The sequence below is a fragment of the Kribbella sp. NPDC004138 genome, assembly GCF_053603655.1.
In genome coordinates this window covers 119,169-135,287 of record NZ_JBSGFZ010000030.1, presented here as the reverse complement: position 1 = coordinate 135,287, position 16,119 = coordinate 119,169, and the positions used below count along the sequence as shown (strand labels likewise).

The following is a 16,119-nucleotide window of genomic DNA, read 5'->3' as shown; positions in this document are numbered from 1 at the left end:
CTGACACCACAACTGACACCACACCGCACCGCGGTCCGCGACGACTCGTCGCGGACCGCGGTGCGTTGCGGGCACTCAGCGCACGACGGCGATCGGGCAGTGGGCGTGGTGCAGCACGGTCTGGCCAACGGACCCGAGCAGCAGGCCGGTGAATCCGCCCCGGCCGCGCGAGCCGACGACGACCAGGTCCGCGGATTCGGCGCGCCGGACCAGGGCCTGGGCGGCGGCGCCCATCGTCAGTTCGGTCGTCCAGTGCACGTCCGGATGGTCGGCCGCCGCGCCCGCCACGGACTCCGCGACGAGCAACCGGGCCTCCTCGCGGACCTTCGCCTCGTCGAACTGCAGCATCGACGCGCCGTCATCGTAGGTCAGGAACGGGCTCGTCCACGCGTGCACCGCGACGACCTCGCCGTGCATGGCCTCGGCCTGGTCGAAGGCGAAGTCGATCGCCTTCGCCGAGGCCTTCGAGCCGTCGACGCCGACGACCACGGTGGCTGCCCGGGGCGCGCGCTGCTGTTGCTCGTGCGGGATCACGACGACCGGGCACAGCGCGTGCGTGGTCACCTGAACGGCGACCGAGCCGACCAGGAGACCGCTCCAGCCGCCCAGTCCGCGCGAGCCGAGGACGACCGTGCGGGCCTCCTCGGCGGCGTCGATCAGGGCCCGCGCCGCGGGTCCCCCCTCGAGCCGTGTCTCCACGGTGAGACCGGGATGGTGCAGACGAACGTTCTCGGCGACGGCGTCGAGGCCCGTCTGGCGGGCCGTCCGGACCGCCTCGAGCGGTACGACGTGACCGGGTGAGGGCCGGGTGATGATGACGAGTTCGAACGCTTCGACGAGCCGGAGCGGTGCCATCGTCCGGACGGCCTCCGCGGTGGCCCAGCGAAGGGCGCTCTGACTGCCGGTCGAGCCGTCGTACCCGACGACGATCGGGGCGGGCTGCGTGGTCATGGGATCTCCTTGTCTAGAACCACCGGTCGATGGACTCGTGCCAGTCCCGGCGGCCGGCGTGGCCGTCGGTCTGTGCGGGATAACCGATCCGCAGCACCATCTGCGGCCACCGGCCGCCGATGAGCTCGCGGATCTGAGCGCGCGGTGCCGGACGCTCGAGGAGCTGGTCGAGGAACGACGCCCTGAGGTTGTACGACGTGGCCACGAGCAGCACCCGCTGCAGGGCCAGACCGGCTCGTGTCCAGGCATCGGCGTCCTCGTCGTGAGTGCTGAGTACGACGATGGCTGGAGCCGTCTCGTAGACAGCCTGGCTGCGATGCGTGCTGTCGAAGCCGGCGGACAGGTCGCGGACGAAGGACTGCCGGACCGGCTGCGGGCCCAGCGCGCGCTCGGGGACTCCGTCGCCCGACCGGTCGCCGCCGATCCAGGTCTCCCGCTCCTGGCGGCGGTCCTCGTCGTAGCCGTCCTCGGCGTCGGCCTGATGGAGCAGAACCCGCAGACCGGAGATGTCCGGCGGCTCGAGCCAGTGCAGCTCGGCTCCTTCGCTGCGGGCCGCCTCGTCGAGTTCGCGCCGTACGGTCGGGTGGACGGGGTGATCGAGCAACGGCCCGCGGTACGTGTGCCGCTGCGCCACCTCGCCGTACAGGCAGCTGAGATCGGGGACCGGTGTCCCGCGGCCCTCCAGGTAGACCCGGGCCTTGATCTCAGGCCGCGCCGGATCGGGACACGTCGCGAAGCGGGTCTGGTGGCCGAGCATGGCGGCCGCTACCCGGAGGTTGAACACCGCGGCGCCGATGCCGAGATGGGCGGCGCGACCGGAGACGTCCTCGAAGGGCAGGCCGCGTTCCTCGTCGAGCAGTACGTCGACGACCGGGCCGTGGACCTCGAAACGCCAGGGCTGGGTGTTGTGCATGGAGGGGGCGTGGACGGCGGCGGTCAGCAGGATGCCGACCTCGTCCTCGGTCAGTTCGGCGATCATCTCCGGTCCGTTCCGGTCCGCTCCCCGAAGCGGATCAGGCTGTGGTTCAGGCAGTCGGCCCGCACGTCGTGTGCGGTGGCGGTGAGCAGGACGCGCTCCAGGGCGATCCCGGCCCGGATCTGGTCGGCGGGTTCGGCGCCGTTCGTGACGACGACCGCCAGGGAGTCGACCGGAAGCCAGGTCAGCTGCGCGTCCTCGATCGCGGCGGCGCGGGCGAGCATCCGGCGGAGATGCTCGTCCGGTGGCGTCGCCGGGCGGGCGACGTCCCGGGACAGGATCGCGGTGTAGAGCTGCTGCAGCTCGCGGTCCGGCAGGCCGGTGGGCTCGACCAGGATGCGGGCGGCGAGGCCGGGATCGTGCGGGTACGGATACAGGCTGACCCAGCTGTCGAAGCTCAGCGACGCGGCAGCGCAGCGCAGGTTGAAGACCGCCGCGCCGGTCGCGATCCGGCGCACCCGGGCGACCGCGTCGGGGGTCGCCGGCTCGTCGTCGAGGTAGAGGTCGACGAGGTGGCCGTCGACCTCGGCGCGCCACGGGCTCGGTACGTGCAGACCCGGCGCCGTCCCGGCCGCGTGCAGCAGTACGCCCAGTGCGGCGGACGTCAGTTGGTCGGTCAGCATCGCTACCTCCGTGCCTGCGGTTCTGGAATTCCAGCGTCTGCCCGCGGGCCTCCCGCGGGGCAGCGGCATACGTCCCGGGACGCACGGGCCGTTCGGCACCGGCGGCTGGGGTGTCACGACTCTGAACGTCGAGCCGGCGATCGCCCACGATCGAGATGAAGGATCGATGGAAAGGACGAGACCATGAGCACCACGACGCAACGGCGTCACATCCCCGCTCCGCGCATGGAGCCCGACGGTGATCGGTACCCGATCATCACCACGGCGGCCGGCCGGACCTTCGCGGTCCTGCGGATCGCGTTCGGCCTGACCTTCCTGTGGGCGTTCTTCGACAAGCTGTTCGGCTTCGGCTACGCGACCCCGTCCGGCAAGGGCTGGATCGACGGCGGCGACCCGACCGCGGGCTTCTTGGGCAAGGGCACCTCCGGGCCGCTGGCCGACTTCTACCAGTCGCTGGTCGGTGACTGGTGGGTCACCCCGCTGTTCATGGTCGGCCTGGCCGGTATCGGCTTCGCACTGACCCTCGGCATCGGCATGCGGATCGCCGCCGTCAGCGGCGCGCTGCTGTACCTGCTGATGTGGTCGGCCAACCTGCCGCCGGAGAACAACCCGGCCCTGGACGAGCACATCCTCGGCGCGATCACCCTGGTCGCCCTCGCACTGGTCGCCGCCGGCAGCTGGTGGGGTCTGGGCAGGTGGTGGAGCAGCCTGAACTTCGTTCGCAAGTACCCGTGGCTGCAGTGAGCACGATGACCGCGCGGCCGGTCGTCCACGTCGGGGTCGACGGCTCCTGGCGTGACACCGGTGCACTGGAGTGGGCCCTGCAGGAGTCGTTGCTCCGGCAGGAGCCCCTCCAGGCCGTGCACGTGATCGACGACCGGCTGCGGCACGCCCGTGGCTGGGAGCCGGACGCGGTGGACGACGCATCGACGGAACTCGTCGGCCAGGTCCAGACCTACCTGGACGACACCCCGGGGGCGCTCGACCACGAGGCCGGCCTGCTGGTCGGCCCGCCGGCCCGCACACTGGTCGACGCGGCCGCCGGAAGCCGGATGCTGGTCGTCGGCCGGCGCGGACTGGGGACGTTCAAGCGGTTGCTGATCGGCTCCACCTCGGAGGCGGTCGTGACCCACGCGGCCCACCTGATGACGCCGGTCGTGATCGTGCCGCCGGGCTGGAAGCCCACCGACCACGCCGGACCGGTGGTCGTCGCCGTCGACGACGCGGACGACAACACCCCGGTGATCGAGTTCGCGATCGAGGCCGCCGCCGAACGGAACCTGCCGGTTCGTCTGCTGCATGCGTGGGACCTGCCGGCTGTCTACAGCTGGGACGCGATGAATTCCTCCGGAGCTGGTGCCGAATGGGCGGAGAACGCGCAGCGGCACCTCGAGAACCTTGCCGCGGAGTGGCAGAACAAGTACCCGGACACGCCCGTCCAGATCGAGGCCCGGCGCGGCCATGCGGTCGACGGCGTCGTCACCGGCGCCGAGGAGGCCGACGCCCAGTTGCTCGTCGTCGGCAGCCGGCACCGCACGCGGCTGATGTCCGTCCTGCTCGGTTCGGTGACCCGCGGCGCCCTGCATCACGCGACGTGCCCCCTGGCCGTCGTACCCGTTCAAGTATGAGGTGAGACAGATGAATGCCTGGAACCGGACCGGGCCCGTTGTGGTCGAGGTCGACGGGACCGCCGAGAACCTCCGGGTGGTGGACTACGCCACGGCGGAGGCGTTGCGGTTCGGCGCCGAACTGGTGCTCGTGGCGCCGTACTCCGCGCACGGCTCGGCCACGCCGATGACGGCGTACGCGCCGAAGCCGCCGGCCGAGATGGCCGACGCGGCGTTGCGTACGGCGGTCGCCCACCTGCGGCACCGCAACGGGTACGGGCTGGAGTTGGCCGCCGTCGCCGGTGAGGGCTCGCGCTCGCGGGTGCTCGCCCATGCGGCGCGGAACGCGCGGATGCTGGTGGTCGGACGATCCCGTAGCCGCGGTCCGCAGCGACTGGTGCACACCCAGGCGAACCTCACGCTGACGGCGCGGGCCGGTTGCCCGGTGGTCGTCGTACCGCTGTCCTGGAAGCCGTCGCTGCTCGACCGGAAGGTTGCCGTCGGCATCGACGGTACGGCGCTGTCCGCGGAGGCGCTGGAGTTCGCGTTCGGCGAGGCGGCGGCCCGGGAGGGCGACCTGATCGTGGTGCACGCCGGGCTGCCGGCCGAGCGCCCGTTCGTCGACGAGGATCCGGAATGCTCGTGGATCAGCCGGGCCGAGTACGTGTTGTCGGAGCGGCTCGCGCCGTGGACCAGCCGGTTCCCGACCGTGAAGGTGACCCGGTTCCTGAGCAGCCGGCCGCCGGCCGCCGCGCTGGTGCACGAGAGCAGCGAGGTCGGCCTGGTGGTCGTCGGCGCGCACAGCGGCCCGTTGCCGATCGACCCCGTCGCGCGCCGGTCGACGGCCGCGATGACCTGCCCGGTCGCGATCGTCCCGCATCACCTGACCGAGGCGGAGCTGGAACAACCGGTCGTCGTGGCCCGGCGGGTCGGCTCCGTCGTTCCGGCGACCTGACAGGAGGAGGAGTCATGCCCGAGCGTGGTCGTGCGCTGATCGTGTACGAGACGATGTTCGGCAACACCGAGCGGATCGCGCGGGCGATCCGCGACGGGCTGCGGCGCTACGTCGCGGCCGACACCGTGCCGGTGAACCGGGCGCCCGACGTCGTCCCCGGCGACGTCCGGCTGCTGGTCGTCGGCGGACCGACGCATGCGTTCTCGATGAGCCGGCTGTCGACGCGCCAGGGCGCGGTGCAGCAGGCGGATGTGGTGATGCCGATCGAGGTCGGCATCCGCGAATGGCTCGGCGCGCTCGAACGCGCGGACGGGAGCCGCCCGGACAGCCTCCGGGTGACGACCTTCGACACCCGGATCGCCAAGGTGCGGCACCTGCCGGGCTCGGCGGCGCGGTCGGCGGCGAAGCTGCTGCGCCGGATGGGCTACCGGATGCTCGGCACGTCCGAGAGCTTCTTCGTGAGCGACACCACCGGGCCGATCCGCGACGTCGAGCTCGAGCGCGCCCGGCGCTGGGGCGAGGAACTCGGCCGGCTGCTGACCGGTTCGGCGCGGGCCGCGGGATAGGAGGGACCGACGATGATGCACTCGACTGCGGACGCGGCCTTCTGGTCGGTCCTGGTGCTCGTCCTGTGGATCCTCGTGGTGGGTGTCGCGGCCGTGGCGGCGGTCCGGATGATCCGGCAACCGCCGCGCCGGCCACCGGCCCTCCCGTCGCCGCTGGACATCCTCGAACGCCGGTACGCCGCCGGCGAGATCACCCGCGAGGACTTCGACGAAGCCCGCGCCCGCCTCCGCGAACACGAGATCGACGTCTGACCTCGACCGTCCGGCGGGGCCCGCGACTACCAGGAGCGGACGCGGCGGCCGGTGATCCGGCGCGGGTCGATGGCCATGTAGGTCTCGCGGGCGCCGCCGGCCCAGGGGTCGACGTGGCCGCGGGCGGCGTCGGTCTCGGCGTCGGTGGCCGGGCGGACCATGCCGTTGACCAGGACGCTCCAGCCGTCCCGCATGCCCTCGTCGAACAGGTCGAGCTCGAAGGCGATCGGCTCCAGGTCGAACTGTGCGACGGCGCTGTCGGCCGCGGTGCGGAAGATGATCAGCTCGTTGCGGTAGCAATAGTTCACCGGGATCACGACGACCTCGTCGATGCCGGTGTACGCGATCCGCCCGACCGAGCCGGACCGGATCAGGACGATGCACTCCTCCTGCCGCATCGGCTCGAGGACGGGGGCGATCGGCCGCTGGTGCGAGGTCGCCGGGTGCCGTGGTCCGGTCAGCTCCTCGACCGTGCAGTCGAGGGCGTGGGCCAGCCGGAGCAGCTCGGCTCCGGTGAGCGCGAACGGCCGGGTCTCGATCTGGTCGATGCGGTCGGTGGTGAGGGCGGCGCGTTCGGCGACCTCCGCGGTGCTCAGACCGAGAGCCTGCCGGCGGTGCCGGATCCGGGTGCCGAGGCTGCTCGGCCCGCCTGCGGTCTGTGTGTCCATCGGGATCTGCCTTTCCGGTCGAACTGTCGGTTCCACCCAACAGGTCCAGCCAATCAGCCGGACGTCCGCGCGGGCAGGGTCCGAGGTCACTCCCCGACAGGCCGGACGGCACGCGCCGAAGGTCCCGGGACGGTCGGGACCGAGGTCCCTGGCAGTACGGTGGAGCCAGCGGCATGCTGAAGCGAGCGCCCGGCTGGGGCGGGATACGGCGTGAAGCCAAGGAGAGACGACGATGACCATCAAGGTGTTCCTTCTCGACGACCACGAGGTGGTGCGGCTGGGGCTGCACCAGCTGCTCGACGCGGAGCCGGATATCGAGGTCGTCGGCGACGCGGCCACGGCGGCGGAGGCGGTCGCCCGCATCCCCGCTGTGCGGCCCGATGTCGCGGTGCTGGACGTGCGGCTGCCCGACGGCGACGGCATCAGCGTGTGCCGCGAGGTGCGTTCGCAGATGGACGATCCGCCCGCCTGCCTGATGCTGACCTCGTTCTCCGACGACGAGGCGCTGTTCACCGCGATCATGGCCGGCGCGGCCGGGTACCTGCTCAAGCAGATCAACGGCCAGGCGCTCATCGACGCCGTCCGCCGGCTGGCGGCCGGTGAGTCGCTGCTCGACCCGTCGATGACGGTGAAGGTGCTCGAGCGGCTGCGGCACCCGGCCGAGGCCGAGGACCCGCGGTACGCGTCGCTGACCGAGCAGGAGCGCCGCATCCTCGCCGAGATCGCCGAGGGCAAGACCAATCGCCAGATCGCCCAGTCGCTGTACCTGGCCGAGAAGACCGTGAAGAACTACGTGTCCTCACTGCTGCGCAAACTCGACCTGGAACGCCGCACCGAGGCCGCCGTCTTCGCCGTCGAGCACGCAAAGCGGCAGAACCGCGGCTAGGGCACGACTCAACCGGGACCTTCCGGGGTGAAGGTGGCGAGTTCCACCTGGTAGCCGTCAGGGTCCTCCAGGGTGAGCGCCTGCGCGGGCGCGGTGGCGGTCGTGCGTGGATGGACCGAGCCGTGGGCGGCGTGCAACTGCTCGGCGCGCTCGTACAGGGCGTCGATCGAGGCGTCCGCGATCAGGCAGACGCCGATCGATCCCCGCGGTGCCGGCGTACCCGCGCGAAGCCGGATCGCCTGCCCGCCGACGACGAACGACACCTCGCCCTCATGGTCCAGCGTCGCGTGTACGCCGGTCAGCGCCGACCACCACCGCCGGCTCGCATCGACGTCGGACACGTTCAGCACAACATGGTCGAGACACGTGGCGTGAAGCTTCATGACCTGACTCCTTCCCCCACTGCTGACTCTCCTCCGCCGCACCCTCACACGTCCAGCGCCGGCCCCGCCCCGCGCAGAGCCGCACGGCTGCGGCTTCGAATGGTCCGACCGCTTCGGCTCCGGTCAGTCGAGGAGGTGCCCGGCCGGGGGACCGGCGGCGTGATTCGGGGAATGACTGGTTGCGGGGCGGTGCCAGGTGCTGCGTTCGGTGGCTTCGATAGAGGCGCTGATGTCGCTCGCCCAGGCACGGATCTTGACCCAGTCGCGGGAGTCGCCGGCGAGGTTGCCGGTGGCGAGGCGGCGGGCCAGGAATCCCTTGGCGGTGTCCGGTTCGAGACGGCCGGCGAACGTCATGGCGGGCGTCGCGCCGATCTCGTGCGCGAGGCGGCGGACGGCCGGCGGCATGTCCTGCTCCTGATCCTTGTCGGGTCCGACCGGGCCGCTGTGGAACAGCCACACCTGACGCTCGCGGAGCGCGTCGACGTTGTGGCGCAGGAACCGTACTGCCTCCTTGCGCCACCGGCGGATGTAGATGGCGCTGCCCAGCACCACTACGTCGTACCGGGCGAGGTCCTGCACGCGGTTGACGTCGAGCACGTCGACGTCGTGTCCGTGCGCCCGCAGTTCGGCCCCGATCGCCTCGGCGATGCCGGCGGTCGCGCCTGACTTGCTGGCGTACGCGACGAGTACGTTCTTGGACATCAGGACCTCCTTCGGTCACTCCAAGGACACCAGCCGACGCCGGCTGCGTGGGAGTGCCGAACGACCCGGCTACGCGGGACCTTCGATCGCCGCGTGCGGAATGACCGCGACCGGGCAGGGCGCCTGGTGCAGCATGGTCTGGCTCACCGAGCCGAGCACGAGGCCGCGGAAGCCGCCGCGACCGCGGGATCCGACCACCAGCAGCTCGGCGTCGGCGGACCACTCGAGCAGCAGTTCCGACGGATGGCCGGTCACCTCGACGAGTTCGGTGTCGGCGGCGAGCGCGTGCTGCCGGACCCCGGCGAGCAGCTCGTGGTCGTCGTCCTCGTCCGCTTCGAGGACCGCGACGATGCGGGCGGGCAGCCCGCGCCGCCGCGCGTAGTCGAGCCCGAAGTCGACCGCGACGTCGGCGGCCCGCGAGCCGTCGTACGCGATGACGACGCGGCTACCGGCGAGCGCGTCGTCGGTGGGCCGGACGACGACCACCGGGCAGTGTGCGCGCGCCGCCAGCTCGGTACCGGCCGAGCTGACGATCAGCCTGAGCAGCCGTCCGGTGACCCGGCTGCCGATCACGATGAGATCGGCGTGCCGTGACTCCGCCAGCAGTACGGCGGCCGGGAAGCCGTCGACGCGCTCTCCGACGACCTCCAGGCCGGGCTCGAACTTCCGCGCCAGCTCGACCGCGCCCGCGACGATCAGGTCGGCCTGCGCCCGCAGTCCCGGCGCCATGTCGCTCGCGCCGAGCGGGACGCCCCGGAACTCCGCCCAGACGAACGCGTGCACCAGGTGCAGGGCCGCTCCGCGGGCGGCGGCTTCGGCGGCCGCCCAGCGGATCGCGTTGTCGGAGTCGGGCCGGCCGTCGATGCCGGCGACAACCTTCTTGGTGCTCATGGCGTCCTCCAGTGCCAGTTACGGATCTCGGGCAGGTCCTCGCCGTGCTCGAGGATGTAGGCGTGGTGCCGGGCCCGCTGGTCGATCAGCCACTGGCGGACGTCGGCGGCGCGCTGCCCGAGACCGGGTACCCGGTCGATCACGTCGAGCGCCAGGTGGAACCGGTCGAGGTCGTTGCGCACCACCATGTCGAAGGGCGTCGTCGTGGTGCCCTCCTCCTTGTAGCCGCGCACATGCAGGTTCTCGTGGTTCGACCGCCGGTAGGTGAGCCGATGGATCAGCCAGGGGTAGCCGTGGTAGGCGAAGATGATTGGCTTGTCCGTGGTGAACAGCGCGTCGAAGTCGGCGTCGGCCAGGCCGTGCGGGTGTTCGCTCGCGGGCTGCAGCCGCATCAGGTCGACCACGTTGACGACGCGGATCTTCAGCGTCGGCAGGTGTTCGCGCAGCAGGCCGACGGCGGCGAGCGTCTCCATCGTCGGCACGTCGCCGGCGCAGGCCATCACCACGTCGGGGGTGCCGTCGTCGTTGCTTGCGAACTCCCAGACTCCGAGACCACGGGCGCAGTGCAGCGCGGCGGCTTCGGGCCCGAGCCAGTCGGCCTGCGGCTGCTTCCCGGCGACGATGACGTTGATGTAGTCCTTGCTGCGCAGGCAGTGGTCGGCCGTCGCGAGCAGGGTGTTGGTGTCCGGCGGCAGGTAGACCCGGATGACTTCAGCCTTCTTGTTGACGACGTGGTCGATGAAGCCGGGGTCCTGGTGCGAGAAGCCGTTGTGGTCCTGCCGCCACACGTGTGAGGTCAGCAGGTAGTTGAGTGAGGCAAGCGGCCGTCGCCAGGGGAGTGCACGGGTGACCTTGAGCCACTTCGCGTGCTGGTTGGCCATCGAGTCGACGAGATGCACGAACGCCTCGTAGCAGGAGAACCAGCCGTGCCGTCCGGTCAGCAGGTACCCCTCGAGCCAGCCTTGGCAGGTGTGCTCGCTCAGGATCTCCATCACGCGGCCGTCGACGGCGAGATGCTCGTCGGTCGGCAGCACCTCGGCGTTCCAGGCCTTGCCGGTGACGTCGTAGAGCGCGTCCAGCCGGTTCGATGCGGTCTCATCGGGCCCGAAGACCCGGAAATTGCGGTGCGGCAGGTTGGCGCGCATCACGTCCCGCAGGTAGTCCCCGAGCACCCGGGTCGGCTCGTGGTCGGTCTGACCAGGCGTCTCGACCGGTACGGCGTACCGCGCGACGTCGGGCAGATCGAGGTCGCGCCGGAGCAGGCCGCCGTTGCTGTGCGGGCTCGACCCCATCCGCCGCGCGGGCTGCGGTACCTGCCGGCGCAGCCGCTCCACCGGCCTGCCGTCCGCGTCGAACAGCTCCTCCGGCCGGTAACTGCGCAGCCAGTCCTCCAGCATCCGCAGGTGCTCCGGCGACGTCCGTACGCCGGACAGCGGCACCTGGTGCGACCGCCACGTCCCTTCCACCGGTACGCCGTCGACCTCGCGCGGACCCGTCCAGCCCTTCGGCGTCCGGAGCACGATCATCGGCCAGGGACGGCGGGCCACCTCGTCGTGCGTCCGCGCCTCGGCCTGGATCGCGGCGATGTCGTCGAGCGCCTGGTCGAGGGTGAGGGCGAGGGACTGGTGGACGTGCTCGGGTTCCGCGCCGTCGACGAGGTACGGCCGGTAGCCGTACCCCTCCAGCAGGCGGGTGAGCTCGTCGTCGCCGATCCGCGCCAGCACCGCCGGGTTGGCGATCTTGTACCCGTTGAGATGCAGGATCGGCAGGACGGCGCCGTCGGTCCGCGGGTCGAGGAACTTGTTCGAGTGCCACGACGCCGCCAGCGGGCCGGTCTCGGCCTCACCGTCGCCGATCACGCACGCGACGACGAGGTCCGGGTTGTCGAGTACGGCGCCGTACGCGTGGCTGAGCGAGTATCCGAGCTCCCCGCCTTCGTGGATCGAGCCGGGCAGCTCCGGCGCCACGTGGCTCGGGATGCCGCCGGGGAACGAGAACTGGCGGAACAGGCGAGCCATGCCGGCCGCGTCGCGGGACACGTCCGGGTAGGTGTCGCTGTAGCTGCCTTCGAGCCAGGTGTTCGCCGCGATCGCCGGGCCGCCGTGGCCGGGTCCGATGACGTACATCATGGTCAGGTCGCGGCGGCGGATTACCCGGTTGAGGTGGGTGTAGAGCATGTTGAGGCCGGGCGTCGTACCCCAGTGGCCGAGCAGCCGCGGCTTGATGTGTCCCGCCTGGAGCGGCTCGGTCAGGAGCGGGTTGCCGAGTAGGTAGATCTGGCCGGCGGCGAGGTAGTTGGCCGCGCGCCAGTAGGCGTCCAGGTCTGCGACTTCCTCGGCGGACAGGGGCTTTCCAGTGAGTTCGTGCACGAGTTCTCCTCTGCAAGGTCGACGATCTGGTCGACGGCCTCGAGATCGCGGTACCGGTGGGTGATGAGGAGCGTGGTCCGCCCCTCGGTGGCGTGGGTGATGTCCTGGATCAGGGCGTCGGCGGTCGGGCCGTCGAGGTGGGCGGTGGGTTCGTCGAGGACGAGCACGGCGGGATCGGCGAGCAGCGCGCGGGCGAGCACCAGGCGCTGGCGTTCGCCGCCGGAGATGCGGGTGCCGCGTTCCCCGACGGTGGTGGACAGCCCGTCGGGCCGGCGTCGGATCCAGGGGCCGAGGCGGACCCGGTCGAGCACGTCGAGGAGTTGCTCGTCGGTGGCGCCGGGATCGCCGATCAGCAGGTTCGCGCGGACGGTGGCGTCGAAGACGTGGTCGTCCTGACCGCACAGCACGACCTGCCGGCGGTACGACGCCTCGTCGAGCGCGGCGAGCTCCGTCCCGCCGAAGGTGACCTGGCCGGACTCGGGCGTCAGGAAACCCATCAGCGTCGCAGCGAGCGTGCTCTTACCGGAACCGCTGGGCCCGATCAGCCCGATCCGCCGTCCGGGCCATAGGTCGAGGTCGAACGTGCTGAGCGCGGGAGCGGGGGCACCCGGCCAGCGGACGGTGACCTGCCGGGCCGACAGCGTGCCGGCGGCGTCGGTCGGGGTGTCGGCGTTCTCGGTGCCCCAGGCAACAGATGGGGCCGGGAGATCGCTCAGTGCCCGCAACCGGTCCGCCGCCTGCCGGCCACGCACCAGACAGCGCGCCGCCGCGGGCAGCGGGGTGACGAGCTCGAACGCCGCCAGCGGTGTGAGGACCAGGACGGCGAGCAGGACGCCTGCGAGTCGTCCGTCGCGTACGGCGGGGACGCCGACGAGGATCTCGGCCGTGACGGTGCAGGCGAGTGCCGCGTTGGCGACGGCCGCGCCGGCACCGGCCGACGACGCCGAGCGCCGCAGGATGCCCGTCAGGCGGGCGTCCTGCTGCCGGATCCGCTGCAGTCGTTCGTCGGTCGCGCCGTACGCGGTCAGGTCGGCGAGGCCGGTCAGCAACTCGTGGACGCTGGTGGTGAGTGTGGCCCTGGCCGGCGCGTAACGGCGCTCGGCCCGGGCGGACAGCAGGAGCGAGGCCGCCGGGCCGCCGACTCCGGCCGCGACGAGCCCGAGCAGGAGGACCGCACCCGCTGCCGGGAGGAGCGCGGTGAGCAACGCGACGGTGGCGATACCGGTGAGCAGGCTGATCGCGATCGGGAGCAGTGCCCGGACGAGCAGGTCCTGGATCGCGTCGACGTCCCGCGTCACCCGCGTCAGCAGGTCGCCGGCGCGGGACCCGCCGAGGCCCGCGGGCGCGGCGCGGTCGAGATCGATCCAGGCCTGGACACGGGTCCGGCCGAGGACCCTGAAGGCGGCGTCGTGCCCGACCAGCCGTTCGGCGTACCGCAGCACGCCGCGCCCGATGCCGAAGGCGCGGACGGCGACGATCGCAACGGTCAGGTACAGCACCGGCGGATGCTGGGCGGCGCGCGAGATCAGCCAAGCCGACGTCGCCATCAGCCCGATCGAACAGGCCATCGCGAGCACGCCGAGCAGCGCAGCGACGCTCAGCCGCCGGAGCTCGGGGCGTGCGACGGTCGCCAGCCATCGCAACGTCGTCATGCCGCCACCGCCGTACGGTCGAGCTGGACGACGTGGTCGCACAGCTCCAGCAACGCGGGCCGGTGCGTGACGAGAACGACGGTGCGACCCGCGAACGCCGCCGGGAGCGATTCGAGGAGCGCCTGCTCGGTGGCCGGGTCGACGCTCTCGGTCGGTTCGTCGAGCAGCAGCAGGGGAGCGTCGCGGAGGATCGCCCGGGCGAGCGCGATCCGCCGGCGCTGCCCGGCGGAGACACCGGCGCCCCGCTCGCCGAGCACGAGGTCCAGCGGTACGTCGACCCGCGCCGCGTGCGCCGCCCGTCGTACGGCGGCCTCGTCCGAGGAGGCGCCCAGCTCGATGTTGTCGGCAACCGTTCCGGCGAACAGGGTCGGGTCCTGGCTCAGCCAGGCGACGTTCTGCCGCCAGCGCTCGAGGTCGGCGCCGGCGAGATCGATGCTCCCGGCAAGAACCTGGCCGCGATCCGGCCGGACTGTCCCGAGGAGCAGGCCGAGGAGCGTGGACTTCCCGCCGCCACTGGGCCCGACGATGCCGGTGACCCGGCCGGGCGCGATGACGAGCGACACATCGTCGAGCGCGCCCGGACCAGCAGCTTCCTCGCGACCCTGAACCGTGACACCTCGGAGGGTGATCCCGGCAGTGGGATCGGCCGGCTCGTGGCCGGGCTCCGGGGTCGCCTGCTCGATCACCGTGATCAGCTGGTCGGCTGCGGCGAGTCCTTCGGCGCCGGCGTGGTAGTGCGTGCCGAGCAGCCGCAGCGGCAGGTAGGCCTCCGGCGCGAGGATGAGGACGAGCAGTGCCGTCTCGAGGTCGAGGCGGCCGTCCACGAGCCGGAGCCCGACCGAAACCGCGACCAGCGCGACGGACAGCGTCGCGACCAGTTCGAGCACGAGGGAGGACAGGAACGCGATCCGCAGGGTGGCGAGCGTCGTCCGTCGTTGCCGGTCGGCGAGCCGCCGGATCGTCTCGACCTGGGCGCGGGACCGGCCGAAGACCTTCAACGTGCCGATCCCGGCGAGGACGTCGAGGAAATGATGCGCGAGTGTCTGGATGGTCTCCCATTGCCGAGCGGTCGCGGCCTTGGTGGTGAGACCGACCAGGACCATGAAGACCGGGATCAGCGGCAGCGTCACCACGACGATGACGGCGCTCAGCCAGTCCGCCGCCAGCATGCGGGCCGCGACCACCAGCGGGACGATGCCGACGAGCACGAGCTGCGGCAGGTACCGGGCGAAGTAGTCGTCCAGGGCGTCGATGCCGCGGGTCGCCAGCGTGGTGAGCTCACCGCTGCGCTCGCCGGTGAGCCAGCGCGGGCCCAGGGCAACGATCTTGTCGAGGAACCGCATCCGCAGCTCGGACTTGACCGCGGCGGAGCACCGCTGGGCGACCACCTCCGCGACCCACGCGAGCGCGGCCCGGCCGAGCAAGGTGGCTGCCAGCACCGCCAGCGGACCGCGGAGCCCATCGATGGCGAGCCCGCCGAGGAAGGCGTCGGCGATGATTCCTGCGAGCAGAGAGGCCTGGAGCAGAATGAGTACGGCCTGCGCGGTGCCGATCACGACCGACAGCAGCATCAAGGCCCTGGTGCTGCGGGTGTGCCGGAGCAATCGCCGATCGACGGCCGGCATCAGGCGACCTTCACGCGGGGGATGTCGTCACGGGTCAGCCGCCGCCGGAAGACCCAATACGTGTAGCCCTGGTAGAGCAGCACGATCGGCGTGAACACCACCGCCACCCAGGTCATGATCTTCAGCGTGTACGGCGTGGACGCGGCGTTCGTCGTGGTGAGGCTGTACGCCGCGTTCGTCGTCGAGGGCAGCACGTCCGGATAGAGCGTGACGAACAGTGTCGCCGCGGCGAGGACGATGGTGGCCGCCGTACCGAGGAAGCCGAGACCGTCGCGTCCTGCCCGCGACGCAAGGATGCCGCCGAGCAGACAGACCGCCGCCAGCAGCGCCAGCACCCAGGTGATCCACGAGCCGTCGTACGACTGGGTCCAGATCAGGAAGAGCGCGGCCAGCGGTACGGTCGCGCCGCCCAGCGGCAGCACCAGCGCGCGGGCGCGGTCACGGACCGGACCGTGGGTCTTGAGCGCGAGGAAGATCGCGCCGTGCAGGGCGAACAGGACCAGCGTGGTCAGCCCGCCGAGCAGTGCGTAGGGGGTGAGCAGCGTGAAGAACGTACCGGTGAAGTCGTGGTTCGCGTTCAGCGGTACGCCGCGCACGATGTTGGCCAGTGCCACGCCCCAGAGCAGGGCGGGTACGGCGCTGCCGATCACGATCGCGAGGTCCCAGCGCCGGTGCCAGGCCTCGTCGTGGAGCTTGTTGCGGTACTCCAGGGCGATGCCGCGCACGATGAGCGCGACCAGGATGACCAGCAGGGCGAGGTAGAAGCCGGAGAACAGGCTCGCGTACCAGAACGGGAAGGCCGCGAAGGTGGCGCCGCCGGCGACCAGCAGCCAGACCTCGTTGCCGTCCCAGACCGGGCCGATGGTCCGGAGGGTGACCTGGCGGTCGACGGGGTCCTTGGCGACCGCGGGCAGCAGCATGCCGACGCCGAAGTCGAAGCCCTCGAGCACGAGGTAGCCGGTCCACAGGACCGCGATCAGCAGGAACCAGATGTCGGTGAGTTCCACGGTCGA

General features: G+C 71.5%; 17 protein-coding genes. 6 read left to right on the top strand and 11 right to left on the bottom strand.

Going from position 1 to position 16,119, the window contains the following annotated elements; genetic code table 11:
- Positions 1 to 75: 75 nt before the first annotated feature.
- The 3 genes from ACWEOO_RS35165 to ACWEOO_RS35155 are packed head-to-tail and all read right to left on the bottom strand — an operon-like array spanning position 76 to position 2,550.
- A complete protein-coding gene (locus tag ACWEOO_RS35165) occupies positions 76 to 951 on the bottom strand; it encodes a universal stress protein (protein ID WP_452146734.1) in 876 nt (291 codons plus the stop codon).
- Between the two features lie 13 nt (positions 952 to 964).
- Positions 965 to 1,930, bottom strand: a complete 966-nt coding sequence (locus tag ACWEOO_RS35160) for an Acg family FMN-binding oxidoreductase (RefSeq protein ID WP_452146733.1) — start codon at positions 1,928 to 1,930, stop codon at positions 965 to 967.
- Positions 1,927 to 2,550: a hypothetical protein gene (locus ACWEOO_RS35155; RefSeq protein ID WP_452146732.1), complete on the bottom strand. Its 624-nt coding sequence runs from the start codon at positions 2,548 to 2,550 to the stop codon at positions 1,927 to 1,929. The genes ACWEOO_RS35160 and ACWEOO_RS35155 overlap by 4 nt, the downstream gene beginning before the upstream one ends.
- Positions 2,551 to 2,733: 183 nt before the next feature.
- Here ACWEOO_RS35155 and ACWEOO_RS35150 point away from each other — a divergent pair, with 183 nt between their 5' ends.
- Genes ACWEOO_RS35150 through ACWEOO_RS35130 form a run of 5 tightly spaced genes read left to right on the top strand, consistent with a single transcriptional unit; the run spans position 2,734 to position 5,930 of the window.
- Positions 2,734 to 3,294, top strand: a complete 561-nt coding sequence (locus ACWEOO_RS35150) for a hypothetical protein (RefSeq protein ID WP_452146731.1) — start codon at positions 2,734 to 2,736, stop codon at positions 3,292 to 3,294.
- Between the two features lie 5 nt (positions 3,295 to 3,299).
- Positions 3,300 to 4,178, top strand: coding sequence for a universal stress protein (locus tag ACWEOO_RS35145; protein WP_452146730.1), 879 nt, complete (start codon positions 3,300 to 3,302; stop codon positions 4,176 to 4,178).
- 10 nt (positions 4,179 to 4,188) lie between these two features.
- A complete protein-coding gene (locus ACWEOO_RS35140; RefSeq protein WP_452146729.1) occupies positions 4,189 to 5,112 on the top strand; it encodes a universal stress protein in 924 nt (307 codons plus the stop codon).
- 14 nt (positions 5,113 to 5,126) lie between these two features.
- Positions 5,127 to 5,678 carry a flavodoxin family protein gene (locus tag ACWEOO_RS35135; protein ID WP_452146728.1) on the top strand — a complete coding sequence of 184 codons (552 nt, stop codon included), beginning with the start codon at positions 5,127 to 5,129 and terminating at the stop codon, positions 5,676 to 5,678.
- Between the two features lie 12 nt (positions 5,679 to 5,690).
- Positions 5,691 to 5,930, top strand: a complete 240-nt coding sequence (locus ACWEOO_RS35130; protein ID WP_452146727.1) for an SHOCT domain-containing protein — start codon at positions 5,691 to 5,693, stop codon at positions 5,928 to 5,930.
- A gap of 26 nt (positions 5,931 to 5,956) precedes the next feature.
- Here ACWEOO_RS35130 and ACWEOO_RS35125 read toward each other — a convergent pair whose 3' ends face one another.
- On the bottom strand, positions 5,957 to 6,598 hold the full coding sequence (locus tag ACWEOO_RS35125) for a helix-turn-helix domain-containing protein (protein ID WP_452146726.1): 642 nt from the start codon (positions 6,596 to 6,598) through the stop codon (positions 5,957 to 5,959).
- A 232-nt stretch (positions 6,599 to 6,830) separates the two neighbouring features.
- Here ACWEOO_RS35125 and ACWEOO_RS35120 point away from each other — a divergent pair, with 232 nt between their 5' ends.
- Positions 6,831 to 7,484 carry a response regulator transcription factor gene (locus ACWEOO_RS35120; protein WP_355691080.1) on the top strand — a complete coding sequence of 218 codons (654 nt, stop codon included), beginning with the start codon at positions 6,831 to 6,833 and terminating at the stop codon, positions 7,482 to 7,484.
- A gap of 8 nt (positions 7,485 to 7,492) precedes the next feature.
- On the opposite strand, the gene ACWEOO_RS35115 is transcribed toward ACWEOO_RS35120, so the two are convergent.
- The 7 genes from ACWEOO_RS35115 to cydB all read right to left on the bottom strand — a co-directional run bounded on the left by ACWEOO_RS35115 (position 7,493) and on the right by cydB (position 16,113).
- Positions 7,493 to 7,867, bottom strand: a complete 375-nt coding sequence (locus ACWEOO_RS35115; RefSeq protein ID WP_359928841.1) for a VOC family protein — start codon at positions 7,865 to 7,867, stop codon at positions 7,493 to 7,495.
- A gap of 123 nt (positions 7,868 to 7,990) precedes the next feature.
- Positions 7,991 to 8,569, bottom strand: coding sequence for a flavodoxin domain-containing protein (locus ACWEOO_RS35110; protein WP_452146725.1), 579 nt, complete (start codon positions 8,567 to 8,569; stop codon positions 7,991 to 7,993).
- 69 nt (positions 8,570 to 8,638) lie between these two features.
- Positions 8,639 to 9,460, bottom strand: a complete 822-nt coding sequence (locus ACWEOO_RS35105; RefSeq protein WP_452146724.1) for a universal stress protein — start codon at positions 9,458 to 9,460, stop codon at positions 8,639 to 8,641.
- Positions 9,457 to 11,781, bottom strand: a complete 2,325-nt coding sequence (locus ACWEOO_RS35100) for a phosphoketolase family protein (RefSeq protein ID WP_452146735.1) — start codon at positions 11,779 to 11,781, stop codon at positions 9,457 to 9,459. Before ACWEOO_RS35100 ends, ACWEOO_RS35105 begins: the two co-directional genes overlap by 4 nt.
- Positions 11,709 to 13,481: a thiol reductant ABC exporter subunit CydC gene (gene cydC, locus ACWEOO_RS35095; protein WP_452146723.1), complete on the bottom strand. Its 1,773-nt coding sequence runs from the start codon at positions 13,479 to 13,481 to the stop codon at positions 11,709 to 11,711. Before cydC ends, ACWEOO_RS35100 begins: the two co-directional genes overlap by 73 nt.
- Complete coding sequence (cydD, locus tag ACWEOO_RS35090) at positions 13,478 to 15,106, bottom strand: thiol reductant ABC exporter subunit CydD (RefSeq protein ID WP_452146722.1); 1,629 nt, start codon at positions 15,104 to 15,106, stop codon at positions 13,478 to 13,480. Before cydD ends, cydC begins: the two co-directional genes overlap by 4 nt.
- Positions 15,106 to 16,113 carry a cytochrome d ubiquinol oxidase subunit II gene (gene cydB, locus ACWEOO_RS35085; RefSeq protein ID WP_452146721.1) on the bottom strand — a complete coding sequence of 336 codons (1,008 nt, stop codon included), beginning with the start codon at positions 16,111 to 16,113 and terminating at the stop codon, positions 15,106 to 15,108. Before cydB ends, cydD begins: the two co-directional genes overlap by 1 nt.
- Between the last annotated feature and the right edge of the window lie 6 nt (positions 16,114 to 16,119).